The sequence below is a fragment of the Peribacillus sp. NPDC094092 genome (genome assembly GCF_050279365.1).
In the GTDB taxonomy this organism is placed as follows: domain Bacteria; phylum Bacillota; class Bacilli; order Bacillales; family DSM-1321; genus Peribacillus.
Window position 1 is genome coordinate 1 of sequence record NZ_JBNNUC010000015.1, and the last position, 14,310, is coordinate 14,310.

17 protein-coding genes are annotated in these 14,310 nt (G+C 40.6%); 3 read left to right on the forward strand and 14 right to left on the reverse strand.

Translation table 11 applies throughout. The features are described 5' to 3' along the window. Positions 1-333: 333 nt before the first annotated feature. Entirely contained in the window at positions 334-570 is a 237-nt protein-coding gene (locus ACQKNS_RS27065) for a hypothetical protein (RefSeq protein WP_076372829.1), read from the reverse strand. A gap of 132 nt (positions 571-702) precedes the next feature. Here ACQKNS_RS27065 and pdaB point away from each other — a divergent pair, with 132 nt between their 5' ends. Then, positions 703-1,455, forward strand: coding sequence for a polysaccharide deacetylase family sporulation protein PdaB (gene pdaB / locus ACQKNS_RS27070; RefSeq protein WP_427646281.1), 753 nt, complete (start codon positions 703-705; stop codon positions 1,453-1,455). 93 nt (positions 1,456-1,548) lie between these two features. Here the strand turns inward: pdaB and ACQKNS_RS27075 are convergent, their stop codons facing one another. After that, positions 1,549-2,229 (reverse strand): KinB-signaling pathway activation protein, encoded by a 681-nt coding sequence (locus ACQKNS_RS27075; RefSeq protein WP_427646282.1) that lies wholly within the window; start codon positions 2,227-2,229, stop codon positions 1,549-1,551. Between the two features lie 137 nt (positions 2,230-2,366). Between ACQKNS_RS27075 and gerD the strand changes: the two genes are divergently transcribed. Continuing rightward, positions 2,367-2,927 (forward strand): spore germination lipoprotein GerD, encoded by a 561-nt coding sequence (gene gerD, locus ACQKNS_RS27080; protein ID WP_427646284.1) that lies wholly within the window; start codon positions 2,367-2,369, stop codon positions 2,925-2,927. 43 nt (positions 2,928-2,970) lie between these two features. Here the strand turns inward: gerD and ACQKNS_RS27085 are convergent, their stop codons facing one another. The 5 genes from ACQKNS_RS27085 to ACQKNS_RS27105 form a co-directional block, all read right to left on the reverse strand. After that, positions 2,971-4,029, reverse strand: coding sequence for a P-loop NTPase (locus ACQKNS_RS27085; protein WP_427646286.1), 1,059 nt, complete (start codon positions 4,027-4,029; stop codon positions 2,971-2,973). A 140-nt stretch (positions 4,030-4,169) separates the two neighbouring features. Beyond that, complete coding sequence (cwlD, locus tag ACQKNS_RS27090) at positions 4,170-4,886, reverse strand: N-acetylmuramoyl-L-alanine amidase CwlD (RefSeq protein WP_427646287.1); 717 nt, start codon at positions 4,884-4,886, stop codon at positions 4,170-4,172. 83 nt (positions 4,887-4,969) lie between these two features. After that, complete coding sequence (locus tag ACQKNS_RS27095) at positions 4,970-5,395, reverse strand: DUF2521 family protein (RefSeq protein WP_427646289.1); 426 nt, start codon at positions 5,393-5,395, stop codon at positions 4,970-4,972. 557 nt (positions 5,396-5,952) lie between these two features. Beyond that, positions 5,953-6,483, reverse strand: coding sequence for an ECF transporter S component (locus tag ACQKNS_RS27100; RefSeq protein WP_427646291.1), 531 nt, complete (start codon positions 6,481-6,483; stop codon positions 5,953-5,955). 227 nt (positions 6,484-6,710) lie between these two features. Next, positions 6,711-7,259: a TetR/AcrR family transcriptional regulator gene (locus tag ACQKNS_RS27105; protein WP_427646293.1), complete on the reverse strand. Its 549-nt coding sequence runs from the start codon at positions 7,257-7,259 to the stop codon at positions 6,711-6,713. 170 nt (positions 7,260-7,429) lie between these two features. Here ACQKNS_RS27105 and ACQKNS_RS27110 point away from each other — a divergent pair, with 170 nt between their 5' ends. Further along, positions 7,430-8,878 (forward strand): DHA2 family efflux MFS transporter permease subunit, encoded by a 1,449-nt coding sequence (locus ACQKNS_RS27110; protein ID WP_427646294.1) that lies wholly within the window; start codon positions 7,430-7,432, stop codon positions 8,876-8,878. A gap of 170 nt (positions 8,879-9,048) precedes the next feature. On the opposite strand, the gene rpsI is transcribed toward ACQKNS_RS27110, so the two are convergent. The 7 genes from rpsI to rplQ form a co-directional block, all read right to left on the reverse strand. Beyond that, the gene (gene rpsI / locus ACQKNS_RS27115; protein WP_034304957.1) at positions 9,049-9,441 is read right to left on the reverse strand and encodes a 30S ribosomal protein S9; all 393 of its coding nucleotides are present in this window, start codon (positions 9,439-9,441) and stop codon (positions 9,049-9,051) included. A gap of 20 nt (positions 9,442-9,461) precedes the next feature. Then, the gene (rplM, locus tag ACQKNS_RS27120) at positions 9,462-9,899 is read right to left on the reverse strand and encodes a 50S ribosomal protein L13 (protein ID WP_427646296.1); all 438 of its coding nucleotides are present in this window, start codon (positions 9,897-9,899) and stop codon (positions 9,462-9,464) included. Between the two features lie 266 nt (positions 9,900-10,165). Next, complete coding sequence (truA, locus tag ACQKNS_RS27125; protein ID WP_427646298.1) at positions 10,166-10,906, reverse strand: tRNA pseudouridine(38-40) synthase TruA; 741 nt, start codon at positions 10,904-10,906, stop codon at positions 10,166-10,168. Between the two features lie 14 nt (positions 10,907-10,920). After that, entirely contained in the window at positions 10,921-11,718 is a 798-nt protein-coding gene (locus ACQKNS_RS27130; protein WP_427646299.1) for an energy-coupling factor transporter transmembrane component T family protein, read from the reverse strand. Then, entirely contained in the window at positions 11,718-12,584 is an 867-nt protein-coding gene (locus ACQKNS_RS27135; protein ID WP_403165633.1) for an energy-coupling factor ABC transporter ATP-binding protein, read from the reverse strand. Before ACQKNS_RS27135 ends, ACQKNS_RS27130 begins: the two co-directional genes overlap by 1 nt. Next, entirely contained in the window at positions 12,560-13,399 is an 840-nt protein-coding gene (locus ACQKNS_RS27140) for an energy-coupling factor ABC transporter ATP-binding protein (RefSeq protein WP_427646301.1), read from the reverse strand. The genes ACQKNS_RS27135 and ACQKNS_RS27140 overlap by 25 nt, the downstream gene beginning before the upstream one ends. Positions 13,400-13,765: 366 nt before the next feature. After that, positions 13,766-14,128, reverse strand: coding sequence for a 50S ribosomal protein L17 (gene rplQ, locus ACQKNS_RS27145; protein WP_034304973.1), 363 nt, complete (start codon positions 14,126-14,128; stop codon positions 13,766-13,768). Between the last annotated feature and the right edge of the window lie 182 nt (positions 14,129-14,310).

Consider the following 14,310-nt stretch of genomic DNA (forward strand, 5'->3'; position numbering starts at 1 on the left):
CATGTATTAGGCACGCCGCCAGCGTTCGTCCTGAGCCAGGATCAAACTCTCCGAAGAAATGTTTGACTTGCTCATTCGCTTTTTTGATAGTGTGTACTCACTTAAAATTTAACGTTGGCGCTTTGTTTTGTTCAGTTTTCAAAGAGCAATTTGTTTGTCGCATCTCTTAGCGACTTTAATATCTTAACATCTTATTACCACTTCGTCAATAACTTTTTAAAAAAAGTTTTTTTCGTTCTTTTTTAAAGCTAATGCGTTGCAGCAACTTTTATAATATACCAGCGTATAAACCAATAGTCAATAGATTTTTTGAATATAATTCACATTAAAATATCAAGACTGATTCCACTTGGATAAATTCGTTTTTCCCCTCATATACATCAGGCATTCCTCCTCGGTGCTCACCCTTTTAAACAGCCTGAAAAGAATATTATATTTCTCGTTTATTGCCCTTTTGACTAAGTGATCGATTCTGTCATCCTGCAAATCGAATAGTATTTCATCCATCTCTCTTTTTAAAAGGTACTCCAATTCCATCTTTTCTTTGTCATTAATCAATAAACCGAGCATGGTTCACACCTCCATCAGAAAGCTTTCCCCATTCCCATCAATTTTATGAATTTTCAACTGATTTTTTTGCATAACATTGATCCTCACGCATAAATTTGAAGACAAGAGTACTTTGGACAAGGGGATGGATTAATGAAATTTTTCATGGTGCTTAAAGCCAAGAACATTAAATATTATTCGTTAATTTTGCTTACGGCACTTTTTACCGCTTGGTTTCTTTTTGTACAAAACATTCTTCATGCCCCCGTTTTTTCTACAGAAGATGGGCCGAAAGCGGTTTATAAAGGGGAAAAGAATGTTGCGATCACATTCAATATTGGCTGGGGTGATGAGAAAGCCGCTCCAATAATAGAGACATTAAAAAGAGAAAAGATCAAATCCGCCACTTTTTTCCTCGCGGGATCTTGGGCGGAACGTCACCCGGACATAGTAGCTGAAATTATGAAGGAAGGATATGAAATCGGCATGCTCGGTTACGATTATAAGGATTATTCCGAAATGGAAGATCAAGAAATCATCCGGGATATTTCTAAAGCACAAGAGGCATTTAAAAAACTTAATGTAAAGAATATAGAACTTTTACGCGCCCCCACCGGCCACTTTGATAAACGCCTCTTAAAAATCAGCGAGAAATTCGGATATACCGTTGTCCATTGGAGCATTGATTCAAAGGATTGGACCAATCCGGGCGTGGATCGGATCGTTCAGAACATCGCCAAGGCTCAAAAGGGTGATATTATCTTATTACATGCTTCAGACTCCGCAAAACAAACAAATAAGGCTTTACCGGAGTTACTAAGTGAACTTCGATCTAAAGATTTAAACTTCGTAGACGTTTCAGAGATGATTTCCAATTCATCAGCAAGCAGCGAGGAAATCCGCTGACAGAAAAAACTGCGTACTAATGGTCCCCATGAACCTATAGTACGCAGTTTTTATGTTTTGACTTCCTTATGTATGGACCGACTTACAAATAGGTTAGCTGCCTTTACCTAGTTCACCGGCTTTCATCTTTCCCTTTGCCGGGGTTTGCTTACTCCCTCTTTTACTGGCCAATTCCCTTTGTGAACGTTCAATCAATTTGCTCAGAACCAATAATTGATAAGCATTGCAGACTAACAACGGAAACAGCATGAAGTAAAGCCAGCTTTCATCATTGGCACTTAGAACAGGTATCCACTCCAAAACCGTGACCACGACCATGAAAAATAAGGCCGGTATGAACGACTGTTTATTCGTTTGCTTCATTTTGAAATAAGCAGTAATAAGCCCTGCGGCCAATACAACCAATGCTAAAACGATGTAGGAACTGATCCCCTCGCCTGAACCAAAGCTGAGATATCGCAGGTAAACAAGATCGAATACAACAAAAAGAATGAGTACAAGTTGAACGGCATTCCATAAGGAAGCGCTTTTAAATATCCCCAGACCAAAACGATGTATCGTTAAATAGGCAAAAAAGCCGGCTTGGCTTATGACACTGAAAATTAATCCAACACCGAATAACCAAATAAAAGTCGATAGGATGGCACTGACTTCAAAAGAAGAAAAATAAGGCTTAAACTCACTCCACCGAGCCAAAAACCCTACAACTCCGCCCGTTATACCACCTATAAGCAATGTTGTTAAAAACAATTTAACTAAGTTACGGCTGTTCATTGTTTTCCTCCATACATTTCTATTTCATTTCCTTAATTGTACCAACCAAATTTGGAAAAATCCACTTATTCCACCAAGGAATAATATCGCCGATTGGAACCATATTAACAGTAAGAAGGATGAAAGGGGCCCTGCGTATGAGAGTGGGAGTTGCTTTGCTTTTCACGTCATTCTTACTCGTTTGTTCCGGTTGTGCCCAAAATGGAGCAGGCGCAGAAAAAATGGAGTATGAAGAGACAAAGAAAATGATCGTCGATATCTTGAAGACAGATGATGGAAAAAAAGCCATCCAGGATATCATTACCGATGATAAAACGAAAGCTGAACTTATTATGGATTCGGAAGACATTAAAAAATCCATTGAAGATATGGTAACATCAGATAAAGGGAAGGAATTTTGGAAAAAGACATTTAATGATCCGGAATTTGCTTCCGCTTATGCTAAGGCATTAGAAGACGAACATAAAAAGTTATTGAAGGACTTAACTGCTGATCCTCAGTATCGTGGAATGCTCATGGAAATAATGAAAGAACCCGATATGGAAAAAGAAATGAATAAGTTATTAAAATCCAAGGAGATGCGGTCGGTCTATAAAGAGCTGATCATCGAAACCATGGAGAGTCCCCTCCTTCAAGCGAAAATGCAAGAGAAATTGGATAAAGCGGTCACTAAAGCGGTAGAGAAGGAGAAAAAGTAAAAAGAATGAAAAGAGGCTGATTCCAATCGGAATCAGCCTCTTTTCATTGTAGTTTTTCAATGACCTTTTTGGCAATATCCTCGTAAATCCTGCCAAGTCTATGGTCCGCTGCGTAAATGGATGGAGCAAAGTCCTCTTCGTTCCAATCTGGCTGTTGGAGGGGAAGTTGACCTAAAACTTCTGTACGCAGCTCTTCTGCAAGCTTCTTGCCGCCGCCTTTTCCGAATACATACTCTTTTTCACCGGTCGTTTTACTTTCGAAGAATGACATATTCTCTATGACACCGATGACTTCGTGTTCTGTCTTGATGGCCATGGCACCAGCTCTTGCCGCAACGAAGGCTGCAGTCGGATGCGGTGTCGTAACGATGATTTCTTTACATGAAGGGAGCATCGTGTGAACGTCCAAAGCAACATCACCTGTTCCCGGCGGTAAGTCAAGGACCAAATAGTCCAAATCTCCCCATTCCACTTCATTAAAGAAACTGTTAAGCATTTTTCCCAGCATCGGTCCTCTCCAGATGATCGGCGCGTTATCCTCTACAAAAAAGCCCATTGAGATAACTTGAACGCCAAACCGTTCTACAGGAATGATTTTTTCCCCGCGAACAACCGGTCTTTTTGTTATCCCCATCATATCAGGTACACTGAATCCATAAATATCGGCATCAACCAGTCCGACCTTTTTACCCAAACGAGCAAGTGAAGTAGCGAAATTCACTGAAATCGTGGATTTTCCCACTCCCCCTTTACCACTGGCAATCGCAATGAATTGTGTTTTACTGTTAGATCCAAGCAAGCCTTGGTCCGCTTCATCCTGAGGAATGCTATCACGATGCTTGGCTAACTCCTCTTCTGAGAGCTCCGTGAAACGGATGCCTACCGATTCCGCTCCGTTCGTCTTCAGCAAGTCCACAACTTCCGATTGCATTTGCATTTGTTCGGCAGTCCCCGTTTTGGCAATCGCAAGTTTAACGCTTACATGATTCTTTTCAGGTTTTACTTTAACCTCTATAATTCCATTTGTCTGTTCAAGGTTTTTATGTAGAAAAGGGTCTTTAAGATCCTTTAATAAATTCAGTACTTTCTCTTCTGTTAACAAGTCGAGCACCCCTTTGAATTTTATTTTCCCATTTTTCAGTATAACATATTACGGAAAGAAAGCTTATTATCTGCCCAGCATGCGAAACCTGATGATTTTACCCATAATAAAAAGGCCTTGTACCTTACAAGACCCAGACATCACTCTTCATCCGAAAGTTTTTCCTCTGTAAAGTACCGTAAAATACCCATATAAATCGAACTGGCAACCTTTTCTTGATACTTATCACTGATAAGTCGTTCCCTTTCCTCGGAATTGGAAAGAAACCCAATTTCCACAAGCGCACCCGGTTTCTTGGCATGATTCATCAAATACACATGATTAATCGTTTTTGCATCACGCTTTGTATTTTCCAGGTTTCTAATGATTTCAGTCTGAATGAATTTTGCAACTTGTTCATTTTCCTCAAACCTGTTTGTATAAAAGGTCTGGGCACCTTTCGATGACGCTGATGGAAAAGAGTTCAAATGAATGCTTAAGAATAAGTCCGCTTCCGAATCATTGATCATTTCAACCCGATTCCGTAAGTCCTCCTGTTTTCGCTGGCGTATCCCCTTTGTATTTCCCTGTGCCAAATCCTCATCCTTCTCACGTGTCATGATGACAAGGGCACCCTGTTCCTGTAAATAGTCCCTGACCTTTAATGAAACGGAAAGGGCAATTTCCTTTTCCATAACCTCTTGTACATTTGCCCCGCCGTCCATTCCCCCGTGACCCGCATCCAGAATGATGACCTTACCTGCCAACGGAAGGTTCCAGGAGTCCCAAGAATCATCTTCAACAAATTTAAAAGTCACAATTAAAAAAAGGACAAACAATCCCATAGCGATCCCTGTATATTTCAGCTTTCTGCGCATGACCGTTCCCCTTCCATGATCTCTCTACTAAAAAGTATGGGACAAACCATGAAATTAGAACAAGGAATGGGATTTTTGCCTTTCTAATGCAGTTTCATTTTATATCGTTTTTCTCCAGTCTTAAAGCCGTCAAGCCACCACTCCCCAACAAACCCTTCACAGCAATAAAACAAACCTTCATCGAAAGCGTTATTTGCTGTAACTTCACGCCAATACAAAATAAAGTTAAACAGCGTATCGACCAAAAACTTCTCTTCTTTCCAGCTCCTGGACCTCACATCTTCTTCCGACTCGCCATAATAGCCAAACTTACTATAGTTTGCTCCTAATAAATAAGCCTCGATGGCAACGTCAAAGTAGCCCTCCTCCAAAACATCCATCAAATCCTGTCCGAAGTAGCGCTGAATCCTTCCCTTCATATCCTCGATAGAAAGTTCCCTGAGCAGCCTACGTTCGAACTTCAATTGCCTTTCCCTTTGCATCTCCTGTAAACCTAATATCACAGCCATAATTCACCTCCGGGGCAATTCCCCATTTCCCAAAATTATTTCCCAAGACATAATTTAGTTTTAACGTTCTATTTTGAACCATTCATTTATTCCATTGGCAAAAAATAATGAGGATAGGTTCGGCAGGTAATTGAAAAACGCATATCGATATGCAATATGATAAAAAACTGTTAACGTGCAGACTCCACAAGGAACTTAATGTTAGAAAACTTGGAGTTTCCTCCTGTAACTCGCTTCTCAGGCAGCTCCCCGAGGCTGACCTTGCCGACTTGGGGAGCTCACTGCGCATGTCTATTTGGACCTTGATCACTACTGATTATACATGTCGTGTTCTTACACTAAAGCCAGCCATCCTCCATGACAACTTCATGCTTTGCGGTCTATTAAGATAAAAAGGACATCCATGGTTAACGGATGTCCTTTTCTCAATTGATATACATTTTATAATTGCGAAATCATTTAATACCCGCTCACTCAGCAGGATGTCTTTTTAAAATGCCTGAGGTTCAGAGTGCTGTACAACACAAGGTTTGAAATGGGTGCTAGTTTTGATCGCTTTATATCTGTCCAGCTCTTTTCTTTAATCGACCGGCAAGCGGCACTACAATTATTCCAGCTATCACCACTTGCATCACGTTTCCGGGGATGGAGCCAAATGGCTGTATCCAGTTACCATAAAGAATAACTTCGACAAAGTAGTAGCCGACGATTTTTATGATCAATGCAACGGCAACGGCCATGGTATATACCCATTCTCTTTTGCCGGGTACCTTTTCGGATATAAGGCCGGCTAGAAAGCCCATTGCCCCTACGATGACGAATGTAAACGGTGCCCATGCGGCCCAACCAGAGAAAAGATCGAAGAAGGCCATACCGAAAGCGCCTGCTATAGCTCCTGTTTTTTTGCCATAAACCAAGGCAGCTATAAAAAGGGGAACATTACCCAGATGGATCAGGCCACCGTTACCCATTATTGGGAGCTTGATGTTGATGAACATTGTCGCTACAAGGGTTAATGCAATGAATAGCGCATTGATGACCAAGGCTTTTGTTTTAGTCGCTTCAATCGGTGAGTATGTTGAATTCATATGAAGTCCTCTTTCTTTTTTTAAGTATTATCATACTCCTAAACAGGAACTTAATAAATATGGATTTCACAAAAAATTCTGTATTACATATAAACTCGTGTGTAAATAAATGGATCGTTACGATCACCGCAATCTGAAGCCCCCTCACAGAGGCGTTTCATTCGCATGGAGTCCGGAAGACCGGGATGGATGGAGTGATATACCGGAATCATTCAAACAATCTGAAATCATCGCACTCTGTACATTGAATAAATTTGGTTGGCTATATAATCCGAACTAAAATGAAGCCCATTTCTTAACCACCATATTATAATGCCTACCAATGAGGCCGTTTTAATATCAATGGCAACATAATCATCAGGTAAATCCTTCTTCGTATTCTTCCTTCTTATTTCTACTAATTGCTTTAATAAAGAAAACAATTGTTCCTCAAATTGATTCGTCTTAAATAAAATAAGTAAATAGTTTCGATGGATATATAAATAATCAAGCAATTGGGTTAGCTGTTGTTTTTCTGATAAATCTTTTGCATGTATTAAAGCAAAAACTTTATCAGAAAGTTCCTTTAAAATCTCATCGGTGATTTGCGTTAGTAAATCTTGAATATCCTGATAATGTAGGTAAAATGTTGTTCGGTTTAATCCTGCTTTGGCCGCGATTTTCCGAACGGTCAAATTTGAAATGACTGGGTCCTCGGATAAGAGCGCAATGACAGCGTTCTTAAACATTTCTCTTGACCGAATTGTACGAGGGTCTTCTTTCTTGGGAATAGACATTTTTAACTCCTTTATAGATTTTCTTTGAGTTTCTCAACAGTATAAATTCCTATGTCGATTAGTGAACATTTTCAAGAAAATTGTTCATGGTAAGCAACATACATTTTTGTTACCATCGATTTTATCGACACGATGTTGAGAATTCAAGTCAAAAATAAAGGAGTTTACAAATGGAAATTGATATAACGGAAAGAAATAAAAAAATCTTATTAATCGTCCTGATTGCCGGCTGTTTTTTATCAACATTAAATCAGACTTTATTAAATGTTGCATTGAGTGGTTTAATGGACGTATTTCATGTAACAGCTGCAACTGTACAATGGTTATCAACAGGATTTATGCTAGTGAATGGTGTTTTAGTGCCGATTACGGCTTTTTTAATGAAACGGTTTACAACAAGGCAGCTATTTATTAGCTCGATGTTCTTTTTGTTCATCGGATCTGCCCTGTGTGCATGTTCTGTTAATTTCGGCATGCTGTTAACGGGAAGAATGATTCAAGCAATTGGTGCCGGGATTATAATGCCTCTAATGATGACCGTTATTTTATATTTATATCCTAGCGAAAAGCGCGGAAGCATTATGGGGACAATCGGCTTTGCGATAATTTTTGCTCCAGCCATCGCTCCTACATTATCCGGTTTCATCATGGAATATGTTTCATGGAGATGGTTATTTATCGGGTTAACCCCATTTATAATAATTGTCATCGTTCTAGCGTTCAAATATTTAATGAATGTTACGGAGACAACAAAAGCAAAATTAGATATCACAAGCGTCATTTTATCAACGGTTGGTTTTGGCTGCCTATTATTTGGATTTAGCAGCGCAGGAAGCAAGGGATGGGATAATCCCGTTATCATTACTACAATAATCGCCGGGATGATCGTGACGGCCCTATTCTGTTTACGACAAATGAAAACCAGCGATCCCTTATTAAATTTATCTGTATTTAGGTACAAAGTTTTCACACTCACATCTTTCATCAATGTACTAATTACGATGATTATGTATGCGGATTTAATTCTTTTACCCATTTACTTGCAGGATGGACGAGGCTTTACAGCATTTGAAGCAGGTTTATTGTTATTGCCTGGGGCCGTGATTAATGCCTTCTTGTCTCCTGTCACTGGTAAAATGTATGATAAATACGGTGCTAAACCACTCTTTATTTCAGGTTTACTATTGATCATTGTTTCGATGTGGGGAGTCGTAGATATAAACGAATCCACAACCTACATCTATTTAATGATCCGTACCATTGTATTAAGAATTGGATTAAGCTTTATTACCATGCCTTTAAATACAGCAGGGTTGAATGCTTTACCAAGAGAATTGGGTTCCCATGGTTCAGCAGTAAATAATACCATTCGCCAATTGTCAGGTGCTATTGGTACGGCAGTTGTCATTACAGTATATACAGCGCAAGCAACTTCACATGCCCTATCCATGCAAAATGAAAACATTACAGCTATACAACTTGAGACATTAGCTTCTATCTTCGGCTCAAGGGATGCTTATGTTTTCATGCTAATCCTATCTTTTGCGGCATTAATTTTTGTATGCTTTATGCCGAAAAAAGCCGCGATTAAAAAAAGCGAAAGTGAAGGCCCTAACTAGAATCGATAACAATAAGATCTTTAAATAAAGCATATCTGGGATACCCCTGATATGCTTTATTAATTTTTAATATATAAGTCCATGAAACGTGAAGTGCTCAATATCTTTTCCGTACAAAAAAAAAGACCCCCAACCAAGATGGTTGAGAGCCTTTCGAAACGGTAATAGAATTAACGTTTTGAGAACTGAGGTGCACGACGTGCGCCTTTAAGACCGTATTTTTTACGTTCTTTCATACGTGGGTCACGAGTTAGTAAACCAGCAGTTTTAAGAGATGGACGGTATTCTGGATCAACTTGTAGCAATGCACGGGCGATACCGTGACGGATTGCTCCAGCTTGACCAGTGTATCCACCACCGCTAACGTTTACTAGAACGTCATAATTTCCAGTAGTTTCTGTTGCAACTAGTGGTTGGTTAACAACTTCACGTAATGCTGCGAAAGGAATATATTCATTGATGTCACGACCGTTAATAACGATGCGACCTTCGCCTGGTACTAAACGTACACGAGCTACTGAGCTCTTACGGCGACCAGTACCATAATATTGAACTTGTGCCAAGATAGTAACCTCCTTAGTAATTATCCGCGTAATTCGTATACTTCCGGTTGTTGAGCAGCGTGTGGGTGCTCAGCTCCAGCGTATACGTGTAATTTTTTGTAGATTTGACGACCAAGAGAATTCTTTGGAAGCATACCTTTGATAGCAAGTTCAAGCATTCTCTCAGGGTAGTTTGTACGCATTTCAAGAGCAGTTCTAGTTTTAAGACCGCCTGGATGCATAGTGTGACGGTAATAAATTTTGTCAGTTAATTTTTTACCAGTCAAATGGATTTTATCAACATTGATAAGAATTACATGATCACCAGTGTCAATGTTCGGTGTAAAAGTTGGTTTATGTTTACCACGTAAGATGGATGCTACTTCAGTAGAAAGGCGACCTAAAGTTTTGCCTTCAGCGTCAATCACATACCATTTACGTTCTACTTCATTAGCTTTCGCCATAAATGTCGTACGCATGGTTAACCTCCTAAAAAACTTTTTAATTTTTTATATTTATTTTCAATCACAATAAACTTCCGGGGCTTATCGTGGGATTAAAATACATACCATATTATATTAACTTCTCCCAGATTCATTGTCAAGGGAATGTTACACTAGGATAAGTTGTCTATAAAACACTCTCTGCAGCTCCATGAAAAGGTCAGTATAGCGACAAACCGCTCCATTACTGATTTCATCCTGTTTTCCAGTTGTAAAAAAACTGGTATCACTTCAAAATATTTTTATTTGTAAAATACTTTCCATAAATATAAGCCTTGGGCTGGTGCTGTTTTCCCTGCAAAACTGCGGTCCTTTTTGGCCAAAATGCCGCTCATGTCACGGGGTGACATCTTGCCGCTGCCGACATCCAGGAGCGTCCCGACCAAGATACGGACCATATTATACAAAAACCCTTCGCCAACGAATCGGAAAACCATGAAACCATCGCTCTCTTCAAAATCCATTTCTTTTATGGTCCGAACTTTATCGACCACTTCCGTTTTTGCCGAACAAAAACTGGTAAAGTCATGTTTCCCTTTCAAATAGGAGATTGCTTCCCTCATCGCCTGCCCATCTAATGGGTAGGGATAATGATAGGCGTAATTTCTTTGGAACGGATCCCGTAGTTTCGAACGGGCTATGATATAGCGGTACTCTTTCCCGGTCGTATGGAACCTCGCATGAAAATCGTCAGGCACGATATCGACTTCCAGCACGATGATATCGCTCGGAAGAAGGGCGCTGAACGCCTTTACCCAATTTTCAGTAGGGAAGGTAAGGGGTGATTCAAAGTGGAGTACTTGCCCCTTTGCATGGACCCCTGAGTCTGTCCTGCCAGAAGCAGTCACTTTTATAATTGTGCCTTTATGCATTTGGGCCAAGACTGCCTCGAATTCACTTTGTATGGTGCGTTTCTCTGGCTGCACCTGATAACCAGCAAAATCCGTGCCGTCATAAGCGATCACACATTTATATTTTGGCATAGTTCTCTTCCTTATTATGAACGTAATAAAAATAACATGACCGTTAGAACACCTATTGAGACCATCAAAAGACTATCACTCGTCTTCCAGTTCAATTGACGGTATTTCGTACGGCCTTCCCCGCCACGGTATCCTCTTGACTCCATGGCAGTTGCCAATTCCTCCGCCCGTTTGAACGAACTGACGAATAAAGGAACAAGCAGCGGTACAATCGATTTAACCCTGTCCTTTATCGGTCCAGAGGAAAAGTCAACGCCCCTTGCAGTTTGGGCCTTCATGATTTTTTCCGTTTCCTCCATTAGCGTTGGAATGAATCGAAGGGCAATGGACATCATCAATGCCAGTTCATGTACAGGCATCTTCCACTTTTTCAAGGGCCCCAACAGCTCTTCCATTCCATCTGTAATGGATATCGGGGATGTCGTCAAAGTTAAAAGTGACGTAACAAGGATAAGTAAAGTAAATCTAACGGATATGAAAAAACCTTGAATCAGACCGCCTTCATAGATTTCAAACCAACCGTATTCATAAAGCAATTCCCCTTCTTTCGTAAACAATATATGAAGAAGGAAGGTAAATACGATCAAGAAAAAGATTGGTTTTAACCCATTATAAAGATAGCGAAGCGGTATTTTGGAAATACTGATCAAAAGGATGGTGAATACAGCAAGCAACCCGTAAGAAACGACATTATTCGCCAAAAAAACGACACAAACAAACAGGAACACGAGGAGCAATTTAGCCCTTGGGTCCATCTTGTGCATCAGTGAATTTGCAGGGACATAACGCCCGATAATCATTTTATCCAGCATCAGCGGTTCCCCCGTTTCATGGCTTTATCTATTTCTACCGCTAAATCACCGATATTAAGACATGGATGATCAAATCGAACACCAAGTTCCTTCTGGAGCTTTAGCTGAAAACGGACCGTATCAGGAACATCCAGGCCAAGCTCCATCAATTGTTCCGGCTCCGAAAAAATTTCCTGGGGGGTGCCTTTTTTGAATACCGTACCTTTATGCATGATAATGATGTCATCCGCGTACTTGGCTGCATCCTCCATGCTATGTGTCACAAGAATCGTTGAAATGCCCCTTGCTTTATGCAGATCATAAAACATATCCATGATTTCTTTGCGTCCTCGCGGATCCAGTCCCGCTGTGGGCTCATCAAGCACCAATACTTCGGGCTCCATGGCAAGGACCCCAGCAATGGCCACGCGTCGCATTTGCCCGCCGGATAAGTCGAACGGGGATTTTTCAAGAATTTCCTCATTCAATCCGACTTGCGCGATTGCTTTCCTGGCCAGTTTCTTAGCATCGATTTCAGAAACTCCAAAATTCATAGGTCCGAAGCATATATCCTTTTCAACCGTTTCATCAAATAACTGATGTTCCGGAAACTGAAAAACAATTCCGACCTTTTGTCTTATTGGCCGCAAAGCCTTTTCTTTTCTTCCGGCTTCAATCGTCCGATCCCCAATGAAAACACGACCCTTTGTCGGTTTTAAAAGAGCATTCAAATGTTGCAGTAGCGTGGATTTCCCGGACCCTGTATGCCCGATGATTGCGGTATAGGTTCCCGGCTCCATTGAAATATTGACATCATGAAGGGCTAGATGTTCAAAAGGAGTATTCACCTGATAGCGGTATTCTACATCATCGAGTGTAATTCGCATAAATCCTTCACCAACTCTTCCTCTGTCAAATGCCCATCAACTACACGAACACCATTTTTTTGTAACTCCTTGGTTAGTTTCACTGAAAAGGGAATATCCAGACCAAGAGCAATCAATTCTTCCTCTAACTCAAAAATAACCTGAGGCGTTCCTTCACGATATAACCGACCTTGGTTCATAACTATCATTCGATCAGCTTTGGCAGCTTCCTCAAGATCATGGGTGATTGATATGACAGTGATTTCGTTTTCCTGTTTCAATTCCCTAACTGTTTCAAGCACTTCTTCACGGCCTCTTGGGTCAAGCATGGAGGTTGCTTCATCTAAGATGATTATGTCAGGCTGCAAGGCTATTACACCTGCAATGGCCACCCTTTGCTTTTGACCGCCGGATAGATGGTGCGGCTCTTGATTAAGAAAGGCATTCATTTTAACCTTATTTAACGCACCATGAACACGCTCCACCATAACCTGCTGAGAAACACCGGCGTTTTCTAAACCAAAAGCCACATCATCCTGAACTGTAGTGCCTACAAATTGATTATCTGGGTTTTGAAAAACCATGCCAATCTTCTGGCGTACATCCCATACGGATTCTTCTGTCAAAAGTTGATCATTAATCGAAATGGTACCTGAGTTAGCGAACTGAAGACCATTCAGTAACTTTGCTAATGTCGACTTGCCAGAGCCATTATGTCCGACAATCGCAAGCCACTCCCCCTGATGAATATCAAAAGAAACATCATCCAAGGCGTTTCGAGACTGACCCTCATATTTAAAAACAATATTTTTTAAAGAAACCAGCTTCTTCATTATGTGGCCCTCCTCATCCTCGACTGCACTCGTCTAAACTAAACTCAGCTCAATCATTATAAAATATAGTGGATTTTCTTTCTGAAAATATAAAAAAACGCTGCACCCCTTCCACCGAAAGAATTTTCGGTAAATTAAGAGCAGCTAACAGCGGGCCTGTTACGAAAAACAGGTTATCTTATAATCGCTTATCAAAAGCGGGAAGGGATGCTTGAGCTAGACGTGAAGGCTCCCTGCATAATACAGGTTCCGCCAGCCATCGTAACACTCAATGCGAATTTCTAGATGACAGAATTTATTTTTAAAAAAGAAAAAGGGCATAGAACAAGTGAGTATATTCATTTGTCCCGCCCTTTTTCATCGTTGTTATTAAACTAATTCAATAACCACGACTGGTGCACCGTCACCGCGGCGTGGACCAACTTTCATGATACGAGTGTATCCACCTTGACGTTCTTCATAACGTGGAGCCACGTCACTGAATAGTTTTTGAAGGGCATCTGTGCCATTCTCAGCGTCAGCGATTTCGTTACGGATGAAAGATGCAGCTTGACGGCGTGCATGCAAGTCACCACGTTTACCAAGAGTGATCATTTTATCTACTACAGAACGTAATTCTTTTGCACGTGCTTCAGTAGTTTCAATGCGCTCATGGATAATAAGATCCGTAGCTAAATCACGAAGTAATGCTTTACGTTGTGCGCTAGTGCGTCCTAACTTTCTGTAACCCATTAGAGATTCCCTCCTTTGTTGAAGTTCTATATTGTGTGTCTATAACAAGGCTCACAACATAATGGATTGATCCGCCATGTTATCAGTCGTCTTTACGAAGACCTAAGCCTAATCCATCAAAGTGAAGGATAAAGACATGACTCAGGCGGCAAAAGATCTTCTCTCCGATATGATTGACGAAG

Excerpts from the sequence above, each read along its gene's own strand:
- ACQKNS_RS27100 (WP_427646291.1), bottom strand. The coding sequence starts at position 6,483 with ATGAATTCAACATACTCACCGATTGAAGCGACTAAAACAAAAGCCTTG.
- rplM (WP_427646296.1), bottom strand. The coding sequence starts at position 9,899 with ATGCGTACGACATTTATGGCGAAAGCTAATGAAGTAGAACGTAAATGG.
- ACQKNS_RS27075 (WP_427646282.1), bottom strand. The coding sequence starts at position 2,229 with ATGAACAGCCGTAACTTAGTTAAATTGTTTTTAACAACATTGCTTATA.
- cwlD (WP_427646287.1), bottom strand. The coding sequence starts at position 4,886 with ATGCGCAGAAAGCTGAAATATACAGGGATCGCTATGGGATTGTTTGTC.
- rplQ (WP_034304973.1), bottom strand. The coding sequence starts at position 14,128 with ATGGGTTACAGAAAGTTAGGACGCACTAGCGCACAACGTAAAGCATTA.
- ACQKNS_RS27135 (WP_403165633.1), bottom strand. The coding sequence starts at position 12,584 with ATGCGAATTACACTCGATGATGTAGAATACCGCTATCAGGTGAATACT.
- ACQKNS_RS27095 (WP_427646289.1), bottom strand. The coding sequence starts at position 5,395 with ATGGCTGTGATATTAGGTTTACAGGAGATGCAAAGGGAAAGGCAATTG.
- gerD (WP_427646284.1), top strand. The coding sequence starts at position 2,367 with ATGAGAGTGGGAGTTGCTTTGCTTTTCACGTCATTCTTACTCGTTTGT.
- ACQKNS_RS27105 (WP_427646293.1), bottom strand. The coding sequence starts at position 7,259 with ATGTCTATTCCCAAGAAAGAAGACCCTCGTACAATTCGGTCAAGAGAA.
- ACQKNS_RS27065 (WP_076372829.1), bottom strand. The coding sequence starts at position 570 with ATGCTCGGTTTATTGATTAATGACAAAGAAAAGATGGAATTGGAGTAC.
- truA (WP_427646298.1), bottom strand. The coding sequence starts at position 10,906 with ATGCCAAAATATAAATGTGTGATCGCTTATGACGGCACGGATTTTGCT.
- ACQKNS_RS27110 (WP_427646294.1), top strand. The coding sequence starts at position 7,430 with ATGGAAATTGATATAACGGAAAGAAATAAAAAAATCTTATTAATCGTC.
- pdaB (WP_427646281.1), top strand. The coding sequence starts at position 703 with ATGAAATTTTTCATGGTGCTTAAAGCCAAGAACATTAAATATTATTCG.
- ACQKNS_RS27130 (WP_427646299.1), bottom strand. The coding sequence starts at position 11,718 with ATGCTGGATAAAATGATTATCGGGCGTTATGTCCCTGCAAATTCACTG.